The following is a 17836-nucleotide window of genomic DNA, read 5'->3' as shown; positions in this document are numbered from 1 at the left end:
AACGGTGACAGGGTGGTGACAGGTTCGAGGCGGAAGAAAGAGAGCCTGCCCGCCGAACGGAGGAGCGGAACGGGCCTGGAGGATAACCATTTTTGTGGGCTGTGACGGTGGGCGCGCAGTGCTGTCCGCCGATGTCCCGTGGCGCCTTCCGGTCCCTTCTGCAGGAGGCAGGCGGATTTCATGGAGGATGGGAGAGAGACCATGAGCAACAGCATCTTGAAGACAATTGTCGCGGCCGGCTGCTTCGCCGCGATCGCATTTCCAGCAGGCGCCGAACCGGCAAAGCCGGAATGCCTTGCCGGCGCGAAACCGGGCGGCGGCTTCGACCTCACCTGCCGACTGGCGGCCAATTCCCTTCTCGAAGCGAAGGTGATCGGCAAGCCGATGGCCGTCACCTATATGGAAGGCGGCGTCGGCGCCGTTGCCTACAACCATGTCATCGGCAAACGCGGCAAGGACGGCAACCTGATCACCGCCGCATCGTCGGGCTCGGCGCTGCTGCTCGCGCAGGGCAAATTCGGACAGTACGACGAAAGCGCCGTGCGCTGGCTCGGCGCGCTCGGCGCCGACTATGGCGTCCTGGTCGTCGCGGCGGATTCGCCCTACAAGAGCCTTGGCGAGCTGATCGAAGCCTACAAGGCAAATCCCGCCGACTTCGCGGTCGCCGGCGGCGGTGCTGTCGGCTCGCAGGACTGGATGAAGGGCTCGCTGCTCGCCAAGGCAGCCGACCAGGAACCGAAACAGATGCGTTACGTCGCGCTCGAAGGCGGCGGCGCGGTGTTGACGGCGCTCGAAGGTGGTCACGTCAAGGTCGGCGCTGGCGATGCTGCGGAAATGGCGAAGCACCACGTTGCCGGCAAGGTCCGAGTGCTTGCGGTCATGTCACCATCGAGGCTGCCCGGCGATCTCGCCGAGGTGCCGACCGCCAAGGAGCAGGGTATCGACATCGAATGGCCCGTCTGGCGCGGCTACTACGTCGGCAAGGATGTCTCCGACGACGACTACAAGTGGTGGGTCGACGCCTTCACCAAGCTCGCAGCCTCGCCGGAATTCACTAGGGAGCGCGAGGCGCGCGGGCTCTACGAATACACGCTGATCGGCGATGCATTCGACGGTCAGGTCAAGGCCGACGTCGCCCGCTTCAAGATCCTCGCCAAGGAAGCCGGGATGTAGGCGACGGTTTGGGGCGGTGCCTTCTCTCCGCCCCATAACTCCGCGCAGTTTTGGCCGGCATCGGCATCCCTTGCGGCGGCATGACGAAAATGCGCGCCAACTCAAGCCACAGAGAAATATCGGAGTTTCACCATGTCTGACGGCATGTCTTCATCCACTTGGGTGGGCCGCATCGGCGGCGTCTGCCTGCTGTTATTCGCCATCGCCTATGGCATCGGCGGCAGCCAGATCGAGTACGCCTTCGCCTCGGACCCGCTCGGGCCACGGGTCATGCCGATGCTGCTGGCGGCGCTCCTGGCCGGGCTGTGTCTGATCTACCTCATCCGCCCCGGCGCTTCCGAACAGTTCCCACGGGGCCGGCTGCTTGCCCGCATCCTGGCGGTGCCCGCCCTGCTGGTCGCTTCGGCTTTGCTGCTGGAGCCCGCCGGCTTTGCCATCTCGATCTTCGTTCTGACGCTCGGCGTCGGCTGGATTTTCGGCGCGCCGCTTCGGCTGGCGATCGCCGGTGCCATCGGCCAGGCCCTGCTGTGGTGGTCGGTCTTTTCCTATCTTCTCGACGTCTATCTGCCCGCCGGCCGCCTGTTCGGCTGAGCCCGCCGGCGAAGGAGACTTTCCCATGAATCTCGATTATCTCTGGCACGGCTTCTCCGTCGCCCTCACGATGCAGAACCTGCTGATCGGCTTGGCCGGCTGCTTCATCGGCACCCTCGTCGGCGCCCTGCCGGCCATCGGGCCGATCAACGGCATCGCGCTTCTGATGCCAATCGCCTATACGATGGGCCTGCCGGCGGAAAGCACGATGATCCTGCTCGCCGCCGTATATTGCGGCGCCGAGTATGGCGGCCGCATTTCATCCATCCTCCTGAACGTGCCGGGCGACGCCGGCGCCGTCATGACCGCGCTCGACGGCTATCCCATGGCAAAACAGGGCCGCGCCGGCGAGGCGCTGATGCTTTCCGGCCTTTCGTCCTTCGTCGGCGGCATGCTCGGCGCGCTCGGCCTGGCGCTGTTTGCACCCTTGCTGGCGGGCCTCGCGATCGGCTTCGGTCCGGCGGAATACTTCGTGCTGATGGTGTTTGCCTTCGCCACGCTCGGTTCGATGGTCGGCAGCCAGCCGGTGAAGACGTTGATCGGCTGTACGCTCGGACTGATGCTGGCGACCGTCGGCCTCGATGCCACCTCCGGCGCCTATCGCTTCACCTTCAACGAACCGGAACTTGGAGACGGCATCGATTTCGTGGTGCTGGTCATCGGACTGTTCTCCGTGTCCGAGGCGCTGTTGATGCTGGAACATCAAGCGGGCGGCGTCACCGTCATCCGCAAGCTTGGCCGCATGACCGCGCGGCTCGACGATATCAGAAAGTCCGTCGGCGCGACCCTGCGCGGCTCGGCCATCGGCTTCGTCGTCGGCGTTCTGCCCGGCACCGGCGCATCGGTGTCGAGTGCCGTGTCCTACACCACGGAAAAGCGCATCTCCGACACCGAGGGCACCTTCGGCAAGGGCGATGTGCGCGGCCTTGCAGCTCCGGAAGCGGCCAACAACGCAACCGCCTGCGGCGCCTTCGTGCCGATGCTGACGCTTGGGGTGCCGGGCTCGGGGACAACAGCCGTCATGCTCGGCGCCCTCATGCTCTACAATATCCAGCCCGGTCCGATGCTGATCACCGAGCGGCCGGAGGTCGTCGGCGGCCTCGTCGCCTCGCTGTTCATCGGCAACATCCTGCTGCTGCTTTTGAACCTGCCGCTCGTTAACATCTTCGCCCGGGTGCTGACGGTGCCGAACTGGCTGCTCGTTCCGGGCATCCTGGTGCTGTCCATCGTCGGTGTCTATTCCACCCACGCCTCGGTTTTCTCGATCCTGTTGATGCTGGCGATCGGCATGGTCGGGTGGCTGTTGCGCAAGGCCGGCTTCGACATGGCGCCGATCATCCTCGGCTTCGTGCTCGGCCACGTCATGGAAGTGAACCTGCGCAACGCGCTCGCCATCAGCGGCGGCGATATCGCCATCCTGTTCCAGAGCAAGATCTCGATCATCCTCTGGGTTCTCGCGATCGCGATGGCCGTGCTTCCGCTTGTCGCGGGGAGGCGTTCAAGATCGCGAGCGCTTGCGAAGACTGTCAGCTCCGAAACATCAGCCTAGACGACATGTCGCCTGCTGGCCGTCTTCACCACAGGATGGCGGCCAGCAGAGATAGCTTCTCGGGAAGAGGCGTTGGATGTCAACCGCCGACGGCAGATGACGGCGACGTCGACAAAGCGCCCTTCGCTCCGCTCAAGCCTCGAAGTCGCCGAAGACATCCTGCAGCCGCGTCAGCATCCCGACCCGTTCGCTGACCTCATCGCCGAGGACGACGATGATGTTGCTGAGCATCAGGTCCATGACGGCAATCGTCGTCGCAGCGCCATCCCATAGAGGGCCATGCGATCCTGGGACGACCAGGCAGATATCCGACACTTCTGCTGCCCAGGGGCAATATTCGTCGGTGTAGAGGATGACCTTGACGCCCGCGCGGCGCGCTTCCATGGCGAGCGGCTTCGCCTTGGCCGCAAAGCGCCGCACGTCGTGTAGGAAGAGCACGCGCCCCTCCACCGAACCATCGAGCAGTTCCGAATAGGTGCCGTTCAGGCCATCGACGAACTGAACCCGCGATCGAGTGTAGGACAGCTGACTGGCAAAATACTGAGCGATGCCGCGCACGTTCTGATAGGCGGCGACATAGATCTCGCTGGCGCCAATCAGCGCGTCGATCGCCTGCTGCCATTCCGGCGAGGTCGTCAGCTCGTAAACCATGCCGAGATTATTGATCTGCTCCTGGATCAGTCCGGCGAGCAACTTGCCCTCGCGAATATCCTCCCGCAGCCTGTCGACCGGCCCCTTCACCTGCCAGGCTGGGTTGGAATTGCCGCGTCGCAACTCGTGCTTCAGCTGGTCGAGGCCGTCGAAACCCATGCGCCGGAGGTAACGCCCGACAGTCATCGGCGACAGCTCAAGGCGGCTGGCGATCGATTTCGCCGTTTCGAACGGGATCTCCGCCAGATTGCGCTCGATGTAATGGGCAATCAGCTTGTCGGATTTCGACCGCCTGAGTTCCTCGCTCTGCACGAGCTTCAGGATTCGTTGTGCCACGTCCCCTCCCCGGAGGTCCTTCCGCCCGCCTACAGCGCCGCGCGTCAGATATCAGACGCAAAGCATGCTGTGAGCGGGCGGAATTGCCGTTCTTCGCCGCCGTTACTGTGCCGTCTTCACCTTGGTCCAGACGCGATCGAGCTGGCGCACGCCGAAGCCCAGGTCCTCGAAGATCTGGAGCCGTTGCATCGTTTCGGGCGTCGGATTGATCTCCTTGCTATTCTTGATCTGGTCGGGGGTCAATTGCCGCGCCGGCACGTTGGCGGTGCCGTTGGTCTGCTGGGAGACGTTGAGCGCCGCTACTTCTGGACGGGTGTAGAACTGCAGGAACTTGATGGCGCTATCCCTGTTCGGCGCCGTCTTCAGGACGCAGATATCCTCCTGGTACATGGTCGCCCCTTCCTCCGGGATCACGTAGCCGAGGTCCTTCTGGTTGGCGAAGACGTCGACCATCGCGCCGACGAAGAAATGCCCGGCCGCCACGTCGCCGGACTGCACCATCGGCCGGGTGTCGTAGGTGAAGGCAGCGACGTCAGGCTTCATCGCGATGATCGTATCAGCCGCCTGCTGCAGCTCTGCCGGATCGGTCGAGTTGACCTTGTGGCCGTTGAGGATCAGCCCGACGGCCAGAACCTCGCGCATGTCGTCGAGCAGGGTGAATTTCAGACCCTTTTCCTTAACGGTCGCAATCAGGTCCTTCCAGCCGACGACATCCTTGCCGAGCACCCTGCGGTTGTAGACGATACCGACCGTGCCGAAGGCGTAGGGCAGGCAATACTCGCCCTTGGGGTCGCTCTTTGCCCGAAGGAACGCCGGGTCGATGTTCTTGAAACCTTCATAGGCATTGATGTCGGTCTTTTCCAAAAGGTCGAGCTTGGACATGATGTCTTGCATGTGCACCGATGGAAAGACGACGTCATAGCCGGTCGCGCCGCCCTGGATCTTCGCCAGCATCTCCTCATTGGAGGAATAGGTGGAGAGATTGACCTTGATCTGCGTCTCTTCCTCGAACTTCTTCAGAACCGCCGGATTGATGTATTCGCCCCAGTTGTAGATGTTGAGCTCGGCCGCTTGGCCGAGACCCGTGGTGGCGATCAGTGCGGACAGCGAGAATGCAGCGGCCCGTGCGGAGCCCAAGAGTTTGGCCCTGGTCGCCCGGACGACGCGGCTTGCTTTTGTCATAGATAGTCTCCTCTGATGGTACTTGGGGCTTGGCACCCCAGGATCGGACCGTTCCCTGGTCCTTGCCGGCTCCGGCTTCTGCGGCCGTTGACACCGATGAACAAATGGTATCCATATATCCAAAACGCACAAGCGTTATATAAATAACATTTTGGGGAACGACAGATGCAGGATTCCATTGTCCGGCTGGAGGGGGCGAGCAAAGCCTTCGCCACCCCGGAAGGCGGGAGCGTGACCGCGCTCGACGCCATCGATCTTCAAGTGCGGCGCAACGAATTCCTGACGCTTCTCGGGCCATCCGGATGCGGCAAGACCACGCTCTTGCAGGCGATCAGCGGCTTCGTCGAACTCGACGGCGGGCGCATCCTGATCGACAGCGAGGACATGACCGACCGGCCACCCTATCGCCGCCCCGTCAACACCGTGTTCCAGAACTACGCGCTCTTTCCGCACATGACCGTCGGCGAGAACACCGCATACGCACTCGAGGTCGCCGGCGTCGCCAAGGGCAAGCGGCGCGAGCAGGTGGCGGCCGCGCTGAAGATGGTCGGCCTTTCGGGCATGGAGGGCCGGCGCCCACGCCAGCTTTCCGGCGGCCAGCAGCAACGGGTCGCGCTCGCCCGTGCGATCATCGCGCGTCCGAAACTGCTTTTGCTCGACGAGCCGCTTTCGGCCCTCGACAAGAACCTGCGCCAGGCGATGCAGATCGAGCTGAAGACGCTGCAGCACGAGCTCGGCATCTCCTTCATCTTCGTGACGCACGACCAGCAGGAGGCGCTGACGATGTCGGACCGTGTGGCCGTTCTCTCCGGCGGGCGCATCCAGCAGCTCGATACGCCACGGGCGATTTACGACCGCCCGGTCAACAGCTTTGTCGCCACCTTCATCGGTGCGAGCAATCTCTTCGACGGCCGGATCGATGGCGACCGGCTGATGACGAGCGACGGCACGGAGATCCGTCATCGGCGGACGCCATCAGCGGCGTCGGGCGCAGCCACGGCGCTGATCCGGCCCGAGCAGTTCTTTCTCGCCGATGCCGGCGAGCAGTTCCCCACGCTTGATGTAGACCTTGAGGCGATCGTGTTCGTCGGCTCGACGTTCGAGCTTTTCGGCCGCACGCAGGCAGGCAGAAAGATCGTCGCCGAGATCCCGGCGGGCCGGCGCAGCCTGATCGGCGATATCGAGCAGACGCGCCGCGCCAGGCTCGCCTATGATCCGGCAGCCGTACACCTCATCCTCCCTTGCGCGGAGGCGTGACATGTCGATCGCCATTCGCCGCCGCGTCCAGCTTGCCGTCCTGCTTGGTCCCGTTTCCCTGTTCCTTGCCGTGTTCTTCCTCGGCCCGCTTGCGATCATGATGGTCACGAGCTTTCTGGCGCCGGGCCTCTACGGCGGCGTGGAGTGGACCTTCTACCCCCACAATTTCGGCCGCATTCTCGGCTTTGCCGATCCGATGTTCGAGGATTTCGATCCCGTCTATATCGCCATCTTCATCCGCTCGGTGAAAATCGCGGCACTCACCGTCATTGCAGCCCTGCTGGTCTGCTATCCCGCGGCCTTCTGCATCGCCCGCCTGTCGGAGCGATGGAAAAACTTCTGCCTGTTCCTCATCACTCTTCCGTTCTTCACCAGCCTGATCGTCCGCCTGTTCGTCTGGGTTTTAATCCTGCGCCAAACCGGGCTCGTCAACGAGATGCTGCTGTCGACGGGCATGATCGCCCGGCCGCTCGAGCTGATCTATACCGACGGCGCGATCATACTCGGCATGGTCTATGTCTTCATCCCATTCATGTTCATGCCTGTTTATGCCAGCGTCGAGAAGCTGGACTGGACGCTGGTGCGCGCCTCGCTCGATCTGGGCGCAGGGCCGATCCGCACCTTCTGGCGCATCATCCTGCCGCTGACGGCACCCGGCATCATCGGCGGCGCGATCATCGTCTTCATCCCGGCGCTCGGCAACTTCGTCGTTCCGGCCATTCTCGGCGGCGCCAAGGTGATGATGCTCGGCAATCTCATCGAGCAGCAGTTCCTGGCCGCCCGCAACTGGCCGTTCGGCTCGGCACTGGCGATGGTGGTCATGAGCGTGATGCTGGTGCTGCTGCTCGTCTATGTGCTCGCATCGGGCCGCCGCGGCGCCGACGCCGCGCTCAATCGCTGAGGTCACCCCATGAAGATCGCTCAATCGCTCTTTCGCGGTAGCCTCGTCGCTTACACCGCCCTCTTTTTCGCCTTCATCTACATTCCGCTGGTGGTGATCGCCGTCTATTCGTTCAATTCGAACCCGGTCAACATGATGACCTGGACCGGCTTCACCACCGAATGGTACGCCCAGGTGCTGGGCTTCAAGACGACGGTCTCCGAAAACGCGCTCTACATCGAATCGACCGGCCAGCTCCTTCAGGCGGTGTGGAACAGCCTCGTCATCGCCACCTCCACGACGCTGATCGCCACCGTCTTTGGCACAGCGATCGCGATCGGCCTTTACCGCTTCGACTTTCTCGGCCAGCGCTTCTACCGGGTGATCATGTTCATGCCGATGCTGATGCCCGACATCGTGCTCGGCATCGCGCTTTTGATCTTCTTCGTCAATTCGGGCATCCACCTCGGCCTGACGACGATCATCATCGGGCAATGCACCTTCCTGATTTCCTATGTCTTCATCGTCGTCTCGGCGCGGCTCGCCGGCATGGACCGCACACTCGAAAACGCCTCCGCCGACCTTGGCGCCGACGAATGGGCGACCTTTCGACGTGTGGTGCTGCCGCAGCTTCTGCCCGGCATCATCGGCGGCGCCCTGCTCGCCTTCATCATCTCGATGGACGACCTCGTCATCACCTACTTCATCGCTGGCGTCGACGTGACGACGCTGCCGATGTTCATCTTCGCCATGCTCCGGCGCGGCATCAAGCCGGAGATCAACGCGATCGCGGTGATGATGCTGACCTTCTCCTTCGTCGTCGCCTCCCTTGGCCTCTACCTCCGCTCCCGGCAGAAATGATCATGGACAATAAAAATACGCCCGCCACCAAAGCTCGTGCCCGGGACCTCGGCCTACCGTTTGCTGGCCGCACCGGCCCCTTCAACGCCATCACCGACGTCGCGGGGATTGCCGTCGGCTTCCACACGATCGCAGAAGACGAACCGCGTCCGGGCCGCAAGCGCCCGGTGAGAACAGGGGTCACCGCCATCCTGCCGCACGCGGGCTCGACCGTGCCGGTCCCCGTTTATGCGGGCGTGCATCGTTTCAACGGCAACGGCGAGATGACCGGAACCCACTGGATCGAGGACGGCGGCTTTTTCCTCGGGCCGGTGATGATCACCAACACCCATGCGGTCGGAATGACCCACCACGCCACGATCAAGTGGATGCTGGAGCGCTACGCCTCCACCTATGACAGCGACGATTTTCTCTGGATCATGCCGGTGGTCGCCGAAACCTATGACGGGGTGCTGAACGACATCAACGGCCAGCCGATCGGCGAAGCGGAGGTCCACGCAGCGCTCGACGCCGCCGTTGGCGGACCTGTCCAGGAGGGCAATTGCGGCGGCGGCACCGGCATGATCGCCTATGGGTTCAAGGGCGGCACCGGCACCGCCTCTCGGGTCGTCGAGTTTGGCGGGCGTGATTACACGATCGGCACGCTGGTACAGGCAAACCACGGCCAGCGGGACTGGCTGACGATTTGCGGCGTGCCCGTCGGCGAGCACATGCGCGATGGCACGCCGCAGAGCCAGATGCAGGAGCGCGGTTCCATCATCGTCGTGATCGCCACCGATCTGCCGATGGCCCCCCATCAGTTGCAACGCCTCGCCCGTCGCGCCGCGATCGGCATCGGCCGCAACGGGACGCCCGGCGGCAACAACTCCGGCGACATCTTCCTGGCATTTTCGACCGCCAACCCGCAGCCGATGGCACACCGCGCTCCGCCGCGCCTCACGCTTGAGATCGTCAATGACGAAATGCTCGACCCGGTCTATCTGGCAACGGTCGACAGCGTCGAAGAGGCGGTGGTCAATGCCATGCTTGCAGCGGACGATTCAGGCGGCACTGCCCATGACCGGTTCAAGATCGAAGCTATCGGACATGGACCACTTCTCGAGGTCATACGCAGGTATGGTCGCTGACGCAATTGCGCTACCGACCGACCATGCCTCTGGCCCTTCCGCCGAGGAAAGAAACGCGTCGGCAAGTGGTCCTCAGGCATGAACCACGAGTTGGCCCTCGTGCCCTTACAAGCCCCGGGCGAAACCGATGATGGCGGCACTGACATCGTCGGGCCGCTCTTGCGGCACCCAGTGCCCACAGCCGGGCAGGTACATCGTATCGATCAGCCTCGGCGCCAATCGAGTTTGATCGGCGATGATCGCACCCATGCCGGGAATGGCCAATCCGGTATCGCGTTCCCCCATCAGATACAGCGCGGGAACGTCGACGGGCTTTCCCTTCAGGCAGGATTGCAGCGCCCAGTTGCGGTCGAGGTTGCGATAATAGTTCAATCCTCCGGAAAATCCGCTTCGCCGGAAGGCGCCTGCCAAATTTTCGAGCTCTGCCGCCCCGATCCAGTCCGGAAGCTTCTCGGGGACAGGAAGGCTGGCCAATAGACCGTCGCGTTTCGACACCATGCCGAACGGATTTGGCGTCCGGGCGTCTTCGCGGGAGCCGGCCTCGCCGGACGCTGCAAACAGCAGCTTGAGCAGTGTCAGCCTCACGTCCCGTTCGAACTCGGCTTCTGCGACACCTGGCTCCTGAAAATAGAGCGCATAGAGCAGTGCATCCGCGGTTTTCGGGAAAATCTGCGTCGGTGGGATTGGCGGTTGCGACATGATCGGCACGCCGATGGCCACGACGCCGGTGAAGCGGTCTGGTCGCAGCAGCGCCGCCTGCCAGGCGACGCTCGCGCCCCAGTCATTTCCGACGATGACGGATTTGTCGACGCCGAGCGCATCCAGCAGCCCAACCATGTCGCCGACCAGATGGAAGAGTGTGTATCGATCGACTGCTTCCGGGCAACTGCTCTTGCCGTAGCCGCGCATATCCGGCGCTACTGCATGGAACCCGGCGCCGGCAAGCGCTGAAATCTGATGCCGCCACGCATAGGAGGTTTCCGGAAAGCCATGGCACAGCAGCACCGTCGGCCCCTTTCCCGCTTCCAGAATGTTCAGGCGAATTCCATTCGCGTCGACCAGGCGTTCCTGCATTCTCTTCTCCAAAACGTTCCAGGGGCGGAATCGAACGGACCATTCCTCGGCAGAAGCCATGAACCGGGCCGTTCTCCATCTCCTTCTCATCTGCAACACAATATGTTACGGATACCGGCAGGTCAATAAATCATAACAAAATAAGTTACACATAGGAGTGGGCGATGCCACAGGACAACCGTCTTTCAAGAATGCTGCATGTGCTCGTTCACATGCACCTGCTCGGCGGCACCGAAACGTCGCAGACGATCGGCTTGATGCTCTCCACAAACCCGGTGGTTGTCCGTCGTACGATGGCGGCACTCAAACGGCATGGTATCGTCGGCTCGGAAGGCGGGCCTGGTGGCGGCTGGCTCTTGACCCGCGGCGCGCAAGAGATATCCGTTCTCGATGTCCACAAGGCGCTTAATGACAAATCCGTCTTCTCGCTGGGGCTAGCCGCCGATCATGCCGGATGCCCCGTCGAGCGGGCCGTCAACGCGCATCTGTCAAAAGCGTTCTTGAAAGCGGAAACGGTGCTCAACGACGAGTTTGGCAAGCTGACTTTGGCGCAAATTGCCCAGGAATTTTCGGCAGTACGCGAAGCACGCTCGACGAACCTTGAGGCTTAGTCGAATTCGACGATGAAGCCAGGTGTCGGCAGGGTGCGGTCGCGAGCGCCCCATGTTTCGATCGTGGCCGTCAGCGGCAGCTGGTTGGCGCGATAGGCCGCCTAGAGGATTCCGGCGCCACCAACTCTGGGACCCTGTCGAAACCATTTGGCATAGTCGAGCGGAGCACCGGTTGCCCATCGCCAAGCGCCTGAAACGTCATCCTTGACGAGCCCCAGCCATGGGCCGACGCGTCGATGCTCGCCCCCCTCAAAAGCGCTGTCGAAGAAATGTCCGTCGCCATTGACGAGGGATGCAATGAACGCGTTCTCCGCGGCCGAGCTGAGGGTCGCGAGATAGCCGCCGCAGCGTGCCGCAGCGTTGTTTGCATCCTCCCAGGCGACATGTTCGGCCCCATAGAGATGGCCGTCGAAAACGGCGCGCCATCGCATGACCCTGTCCTCCGAGTCTTCAGGACTTAAGACGGTTCGCCAAGGAATCCTATTGGGACGCCCCTACCCCGGGGACGAATATTAGACTCAGTTAAACAACGCGACAACATGCCGAAAGGGCATGTCGCACGCCACTTGGCCCGTCAGCAGCCTATCCCGCCTGCCTGAACTTGCGGCGATTTCGACCGAGGGCGATCGACTCCGCCGCTTCGATGATGGAGTCCGTATCGATGCCGAAATGTGCGTAGAGATCGGCGATCGTGCCCGTCTGGCCGAAATGCTCGACACCGAGCGAAACGGTGCGGTGGCCGTGTACCGACCCGAACCAGCCGAGCGTGGCGGGATGACCATCCGTCACGGTAATGATCTCGCAGGCATCGGACAGCGGCGCCAGCAGCGCCTCAATGTGGCTTTCGGCGCTGTGGTGGCCATGACGACGGGCACGCTGTGCCGCAGTCCAGCCGGCGTTGAGCCGGTCGGCGGACGTTACCGCCAGCACCGCGACATCGCGATGACGTTCCGCAAGGCGACCCGCCGCCATCAGCACTTCGGGGGCGACGCAACCTTGGTAGGCCAGCACCAGCTGGGTGTTCGGCCGCGGCTCGCGCAGCCAGTAGGCGCCGTCGATCACCCCCTGGCGGAAGGCCGCATCCTCGCGACGCTGCATCTGTTCGAGCGGGCGCGTCGTCAACCGCAGGTAGACGGAGCCGCCGGTCGTATCGCGCAGCCATGTGCGTTCATCGTGAACGGCATCGCCATCGCGCTGCATATAGTCGAAGGACCAATCCATGATTACCGAGAGTTCGTCGAGATAGGCAGGCTCGAAACTGGCAAGCCCGTCCTGGCTCATGCCGATCAGCTGCGAACCAATCGATTGGTGAGCGCCGCCTTCCGGTGCCAACGTGACGCCCGAAGGGGTGCCGACGATCATGAACCGCGCATCCTGATAGCAGGCATAATTGAGGGCATCGAGCCCGCGCGCCACGAACGGATCGTAGACGGTGCCGATCGGCAGCAGGCGTTCGCCGAACACCGAGTGGGCAAGGCCCGCAGCACCCAGAAGCAGGAAGAGGTTCATCTCGGCAATACCGAGCTCGATATGCTGTCCGCCGGGACCGAACGCCCATTTTTGCGCCGAGGGAACCTTCTCGTCGCGGAACGTATCGGCCTCAATGTCGCGGGCAAAAAGCCCGCGTCTGTTGACCCACGGCCCGAGATTGGTCGAGACCGTCACGTCGGGCGCCATCGTCACGATGCGGGCGGCAAGCGCATCGTCGCGCTGTGCGAGCGCATCGAGGATCTTGCCGAACCCGGCCTGGGTGGAGAGTTCGCGATCATCGAGCAGCACCGGCCCGGCAGATTGCACCGGTTCCGCCTTGAACCGCCGGGTGCCCTTGGCAAAGAACGGCACGCTCTTCAAAAACGTCTTCGTAGCGCCGGCATCGGCGATCGCCGCAAACTCCTCCCATTCCTCTCCGGCCCGAACACCGACATTCTGCTGGAAATCCTGCATCTGTGCCTTGGTCATCAGGCCGGCATGGTTGTCCTTGTGGCCGGCCAACGGCGTTCCCCAGCCCTTGATCGTATAGGCGAGAAAAACCGTCGGGCGGTCATGGTCGATACTGGCGAAGGTCTCGGCAAGCGTCTGGATGCAGTGGCCACCGAGATTGCTCATCAGCTCCGACAGTTCATCGTCGCTGCGCGAAGCCAGCAGCTTGCTGACCTTCCCCTGGTCGCCGATCTCGTCCTGCAGCCGCTTGCGCCAGGCACTGCCGCCCTGGAAGGTCAGCGCCGAATAGAGCTGATTGGGGCAGCGGTCGATCCAGGCCCGCAGGGTTTCGCCGCCCGGTTCCTTGAAGGCGGCCTCCTGCAATGCGCCATATTTGACGACCTTCACGTCCCAGCCGAAAGCGGTGAAGATCGCTTCGATCCGCTGCCACAGGCCCTCGCGAACGACACCGTCGAGGCTCTGGCGATTGTAGTCGATCACCCACCAGGTATTGCGCAGATCGTGCTTCCAGCCCTCCTGCAGGCACTCATAGATATTGCCTTCGTCCAGCTCCGCATCGCCGACGAGCGCGATCATGCGGCCATCGCTCTTCTTTTGTGCCCAGGGCTTCGAGGCGATATAGTCCTGGATCATCGAGGCGAAGGCAGTGATGCCGACACCGAGACCGACGGAGCCCGTCGAAAAATCCACGTCGTCGATATCCTTGGTGCGGCTCGGATAGGATTGCGCGCCGCCGAAGCCGCGGAAGTTCTGAAGCTTCTCGCGGGTCTGGTTGCCCATCAGGTACTGGATGGCATGGAACACCGGTGCGGCATGTGGCTTGACCGCCACTCGATCCTCCGGCCGAAGGATGTGGAAATACAGCGCCGTCATGATCGACGTGATCGAGGCGGAGGATGCCTGGTGCCCGCCGACTTTCACCTCGCCTTTTTCCCTGATGTGGTTGGCGTTGTGGATCATCCAGCACGCATGCCAGAGAACCTGCCTCTCCAGATCCTTGAGGCATTTCAGCGTGGCAGTCGGCAAAGTCTGCTTTCCCATGTCGGCTCCTCCCAGAACCCAAAAACGCTACACCCGACGGCGCGAAATATCCGATCTATCTTTGTTGGAAATTTTGCCAATACCGGCAATACTGACCGCTGAGACGCCATTTTGGGAAATTTTATGCCGAAGAAAACGCCAAGCTTTGACGCCGCGACCATCCGCATTCTCGACCTTCTGCAGCAGAACGCCGAGATCAGCACGGCCGAGCTTGCCGATGCGACAGGGCTTTCCGCCTCACCCTGCTGGCGGCGCGTCAATGAACTCAAGGAGAGCGGGGTCATCAAGGGCTCGGTCGCGATCGTCGACGCATTCGCCCTTGGCCTCGCCGTCAACGTGTTCGTACACGTGTCGCTCAAGCAGCAGGACCGCGCCTCGCTCGATGTTTTCAGCGCCGCGATCAAGGCGAAGCCCGAGATCGTCGAGTGTTACCTGATGACGGGCGAGTCGGACTATATGTTGCGCGTCGTCGTCGAGGATCTGATGAAATACCAGGCGCTCGTCGTCGACTTCCTGACGACGATCCCCGGCGTCTCAAGCATCCGCTCGAGCTTCGCGCTCAGCCAGATCAAATATACGACCGCGCTGCCGACCGAGCATCTGCGCAACCCCTGAACGCGCTCTGCCAGAGCATTCCCGAGAAAAGTGCGAAGCTGTTTTCCGTCAGGAAATGCGTAAAAAGGGACAGAGCGCTTCAGTGACTCCGTTTAAAGCGGGCACGCTCTATCGTCATCGATCTCAACGCCAGTTGTTCCAGGATCGCGCCGGTTTTCAGTTATTTGAATGACAGTGATGGATATTAATTTAAGTTTTGAATTATAATTGAAGTACAATAAATTACTGCACTTAATAAATATAATACTTGTTTGCAATTGTTGTTTGCTTATAGATTGCTTTCAGGAGGATGAAAACAATGGCAAAGATAGTCGGCACTGATGCGAACGACACCCTGTTCGGGACAGACGAAAACGACAATATCTGGGGTCTCGGCGCCCATGACACGCTGGACGGCGGGCTTGGGAACGATTTTCTCTATGGCGGGGCCGGTAACGACGGCCTGGTGAGTTTCAGCGGCTATGACGAGCTCGATGGCGGCGATGGCGATGACCGGCTGGAACTCAACGGAACGGGCGGCGTGGCGCGGGGAGGTGCCGGCATCGATACGCTGGTCATCAATCTTTCAGGGACGGGCAACCGAGTCACGTTTAACGGCATGAACCGCCACGTAACCTTCGGTGACCCGGCTGAGACCGACAATCACATCTTCTATCGCGGCATTGAGCGGCTGGAGCTGACGACCGGTAGCGGCAAGGACATTGTTGAGGGTGGCACGGGTGACGACGTGATCTCGACCGGAGACGGCGCGGACATCATCGGCGGCCAGTCACTGCCGAACACCCATAATCAAATGAGTTCCCTGGGTGCTGATGTTATCGATGCCGGTGCGGGCAACGACACGATAATCGATCGGTTCGGGGCCAATCATCTTTCTGGCGGCAGTGGCGACGACAGCATCACAACGACACTTTCATCTGCCGAACTCGACGGCGGCGACGGTGACGACACGTTACGGTTCGAGGATGCGGATCGGACCGATGATGTCACGGTCGATGTGGTCAATGGCGTTACATCGACCGGTACGGCCTTTCACAATTTTGAGCGGGTTTACGCACATACCGGCGGCGGCAATGATACTTTGCTCGGTGGCCTCAGTCGCGACAACCTCTTCGGCGGCAATGGGGCCGACCGCCTGTTTGGCGGCGAAAATAATGACTATCTCTATGGCGAAGGCGATGATGACCGCCTTGAAGGCGGTGCCGGAGTCGACTCACTTAGTGGGGGTGAAGGCGATGACCACCTCTCTGGAGGCGACGGTATTGACTTCCTCGATGGTGATGAAGGCAATGACACGTTATTCGGCGGCGAAGGCAATGATTGGCTCGATAACCGCTACGGTGGCGCCGATATGCTCGACGGCGGCAATGGTGATGACCACTTTGCGGTCGTTAATTCCAATACGACCGAGATCACCACTGTCAGGGCCGGCGCCGGTGACGACACAATCTTTTCCGCTCGACTAACCGACATTGATGGCGGCGATGGCCACGATACGCTTGAGATCACCGTCCCCGATCTATCGGCTGCGATCAATGTTGACGCCGCGAGTGGAACAAGCTCAACCGGTTTGACTTTTATCAATGTCGAAGATTTCGAGATACGCGTTCTCGGTGACCATGATGACACCCTGCGCGGCGCCGCCGGTAACGACATTATCCAGGGAGGAAGCGGCGATGACCTTCTCGAGGGGCGAGGCGGCAATGACATAATTTACGGCCAAGAGGGAGCGGATCGTCTGATCGGCGGTGAGGGCGCTGACACATTCCACTGGAGTGGATTTGAGGTTCGCCATAGCAGCATCGATCATATCGTCGATTTTGACACCCAAAGTGGCGACGTGATCGAGTTGGGGGGCTTCTATCCTGGCGACACCAACATCTATAATTTCGATTCCTTTGTGGCTGCCTCGCATGACACAGAGGAGGGTGTCTATGTAGCCTTTCATGGTGAAACCGAAGGTATCCTCATCGAAGGCATCTCGCTTGCGGACTTATCTGCCGACGATATTGCTTTCACGTTGTGAGACTGCAGTGTCGGTGGCTGGTCCGGTGGAAGTCCGCTTTCCACCCTGCGCGGTCCTTCCTGATTGTTGGGATGTGAGGACCGAGGGGCGCGGGCATGTGTGAAGGCGTGGCAGTTCTTCCTGCGCATCAACAGGGCCTAGGCCTATTCCTGGGTTTTGAGGTAGCTCAACACGGCATCGGCGATCAGCCCCTTGTGCCGTTGCATCGTCTCCGGCTCCGAAAGGTCGCGCCGAAAGATCGTGCCGAACGTGTAACGGTTCGAGACACGGAAGAAGCAGAACGCGCTGATCAGCATGTGCACGTCGATCGGATCGGCCTTGCGGTGGAACACGCCCTCGGCGACGCCGCGCTCCAGAATGCCGGCGATGGTTTCGATGACCGAGACGTTGAGATCGCGGATGGCCTCCGAGCGCATCATGTGGGCGGCGTGATGGATGTTTTCGATGCTGACCAGGCGCACGAATTCCGGGTTGGCCTGATCGTGGTCGAAGGTGGTTGAGATGAGAGTGCGCAACGCCGCCTCAGGCGCGAGACTCGACAGTTGCAGATCGGCCTCCAGTGTGCGGATCTTGCGGTAGGACCGTTCGAGCACAGAGAGATAGAGCCCCTCCTTGCTCTCGAAATAATAGTAGATCATCCGCTTGGAGGTTCGGGTCTTTTCGGCGATCGCATCGACGCGCGCGCCGGCCAGACCATGGGTCGCGAACTCGTCCGTCGCGACGATGAGGATGTCCTCCTTCGTGCGCTGGGGATCGTTCTTGCGTCCGTTCTCTGCTCGCGCCGCCATGCCCCGTCGCTTCCTCCGCCCTTGATTCTCAACGCGAAACGGCTGCAGCCGGCCCGCTTTGGCCGCGGCTCCACTCCGCGACCTGCCCCAAGTCTTATTGGGCTTGCGTGCTTCTTTCAAGACATGCCGCTTG

16 protein-coding genes are annotated in these 17836 nt (G+C 61.6%); 10 read left to right on the top strand and 6 right to left on the bottom strand.

Features of this window, described 5'->3' with window-relative positions; all coding sequences use genetic code 11:
• Window positions 1-201: 201 nt before the first annotated feature.
• The 3 genes from ABIE33_RS13535 to ABIE33_RS13525 all read left to right on the top strand — a co-directional run bounded on the left by ABIE33_RS13535 (window position 202) and on the right by ABIE33_RS13525 (window position 3313).
• Window positions 202-1173 (top strand): Bug family tripartite tricarboxylate transporter substrate binding protein, encoded by a 972-nt coding sequence (locus ABIE33_RS13535; RefSeq protein ID WP_429125694.1) that lies wholly within the window; start codon window positions 202-204, stop codon window positions 1171-1173.
• Window positions 1174-1305: 132 nt separating this feature from the next.
• The gene (locus ABIE33_RS13530; protein WP_429125692.1) at window positions 1306-1764 is read left to right on the top strand and encodes a tripartite tricarboxylate transporter TctB family protein; all 459 of its coding nucleotides are present in this window, start codon (window positions 1306-1308) and stop codon (window positions 1762-1764) included.
• Window positions 1765-1789: 25 nt separating this feature from the next.
• Window positions 1790-3313, top strand: a complete 1524-nt coding sequence (locus ABIE33_RS13525) for a tripartite tricarboxylate transporter permease (protein ID WP_429125690.1) — start codon at window positions 1790-1792, stop codon at window positions 3311-3313.
• A 132-nt stretch (window positions 3314-3445) separates the two neighbouring features.
• On the opposite strand, the gene ABIE33_RS13520 is transcribed toward ABIE33_RS13525, so the two are convergent.
• Both ABIE33_RS13520 and ABIE33_RS13515 read right to left on the bottom strand, forming a co-directional pair.
• Window positions 3446-4300: a MurR/RpiR family transcriptional regulator gene (locus ABIE33_RS13520; RefSeq protein WP_429125688.1), complete on the bottom strand. Its 855-nt coding sequence runs from the start codon at window positions 4298-4300 to the stop codon at window positions 3446-3448.
• Between the two features lie 102 nt (window positions 4301-4402).
• On the bottom strand, window positions 4403-5482 hold the full coding sequence (locus ABIE33_RS13515) for a polyamine ABC transporter substrate-binding protein (RefSeq protein WP_429125686.1): 1080 nt from the start codon (window positions 5480-5482) through the stop codon (window positions 4403-4405).
• Between the two features lie 165 nt (window positions 5483-5647).
• Between ABIE33_RS13515 and ABIE33_RS13510 the strand changes: the two genes are divergently transcribed.
• The 4 genes from ABIE33_RS13510 to ABIE33_RS13495 are packed head-to-tail and all read left to right on the top strand — an operon-like array spanning window position 5648 to window position 9607.
• On the top strand, window positions 5648-6739 hold the full coding sequence (locus tag ABIE33_RS13510) for an ABC transporter ATP-binding protein (RefSeq protein ID WP_429125684.1): 1092 nt from the start codon (window positions 5648-5650) through the stop codon (window positions 6737-6739).
• A gap of 1 nt (window position 6740) precedes the next feature.
• Window positions 6741-7640: an ABC transporter permease gene (locus ABIE33_RS13505; protein ID WP_429125682.1), complete on the top strand. Its 900-nt coding sequence runs from the start codon at window positions 6741-6743 to the stop codon at window positions 7638-7640.
• A gap of 9 nt (window positions 7641-7649) precedes the next feature.
• Window positions 7650-8480, top strand: coding sequence for an ABC transporter permease (locus tag ABIE33_RS13500; RefSeq protein ID WP_429125680.1), 831 nt, complete (start codon window positions 7650-7652; stop codon window positions 8478-8480).
• A gap of 2 nt (window positions 8481-8482) precedes the next feature.
• Window positions 8483-9607, top strand: a complete 1125-nt coding sequence (locus tag ABIE33_RS13495) for a P1 family peptidase (protein ID WP_429125678.1) — start codon at window positions 8483-8485, stop codon at window positions 9605-9607.
• A 105-nt stretch (window positions 9608-9712) separates the two neighbouring features.
• On the opposite strand, the gene ABIE33_RS13490 is transcribed toward ABIE33_RS13495, so the two are convergent.
• On the bottom strand, window positions 9713-10681 hold the full coding sequence (locus tag ABIE33_RS13490; protein ID WP_429125676.1) for an alpha/beta fold hydrolase: 969 nt from the start codon (window positions 10679-10681) through the stop codon (window positions 9713-9715).
• A gap of 164 nt (window positions 10682-10845) precedes the next feature.
• Here ABIE33_RS13490 and ABIE33_RS13485 point away from each other — a divergent pair, with 164 nt between their 5' ends.
• On the top strand, window positions 10846-11292 hold the full coding sequence (locus ABIE33_RS13485) for an Rrf2 family transcriptional regulator (RefSeq protein WP_429125674.1): 447 nt from the start codon (window positions 10846-10848) through the stop codon (window positions 11290-11292).
• A 101-nt stretch (window positions 11293-11393) separates the two neighbouring features.
• Here ABIE33_RS13485 and ABIE33_RS13480 read toward each other — a convergent pair whose 3' ends face one another.
• Window positions 11394-11723: a lectin-like protein gene (locus ABIE33_RS13480; protein WP_429125672.1), complete on the bottom strand. Its 330-nt coding sequence runs from the start codon at window positions 11721-11723 to the stop codon at window positions 11394-11396.
• A 151-nt stretch (window positions 11724-11874) separates the two neighbouring features.
• Entirely contained in the window at window positions 11875-14274 is a 2400-nt protein-coding gene (locus ABIE33_RS13475; protein WP_429125670.1) for a transketolase-like TK C-terminal-containing protein, read from the bottom strand.
• A gap of 123 nt (window positions 14275-14397) precedes the next feature.
• On the opposite strand from ABIE33_RS13475, the gene ABIE33_RS13470 reads away from it, so the two are divergent.
• Window positions 14398-14889 (top strand): Lrp/AsnC family transcriptional regulator, encoded by a 492-nt coding sequence (locus ABIE33_RS13470; RefSeq protein WP_429125668.1) that lies wholly within the window; start codon window positions 14398-14400, stop codon window positions 14887-14889.
• 298 nt (window positions 14890-15187) lie between these two features.
• Window positions 15188-16915 carry a calcium-binding protein gene (locus tag ABIE33_RS13465; protein ID WP_429125666.1) on the top strand — a complete coding sequence of 576 codons (1728 nt, stop codon included), beginning with the start codon at window positions 15188-15190 and terminating at the stop codon, window positions 16913-16915.
• A gap of 143 nt (window positions 16916-17058) precedes the next feature.
• Here ABIE33_RS13465 and ABIE33_RS13460 read toward each other — a convergent pair whose 3' ends face one another.
• A complete protein-coding gene (locus ABIE33_RS13460) occupies window positions 17059-17703 on the bottom strand; it encodes a TetR/AcrR family transcriptional regulator (RefSeq protein ID WP_429125664.1) in 645 nt (214 codons plus the stop codon).
• Window positions 17704-17836 lie beyond the last annotated feature (133 nt).

Source organism: Ensifer sp. 4252, from assembly GCF_050434565.1.
Taxonomy (GTDB): domain Bacteria; phylum Pseudomonadota; class Alphaproteobacteria; order Rhizobiales; family Rhizobiaceae; genus Ensifer.
The sequence above is the reverse complement of the archived record's forward strand: the minus strand, read 5'-3'. Positions and strand labels throughout refer to the sequence as shown.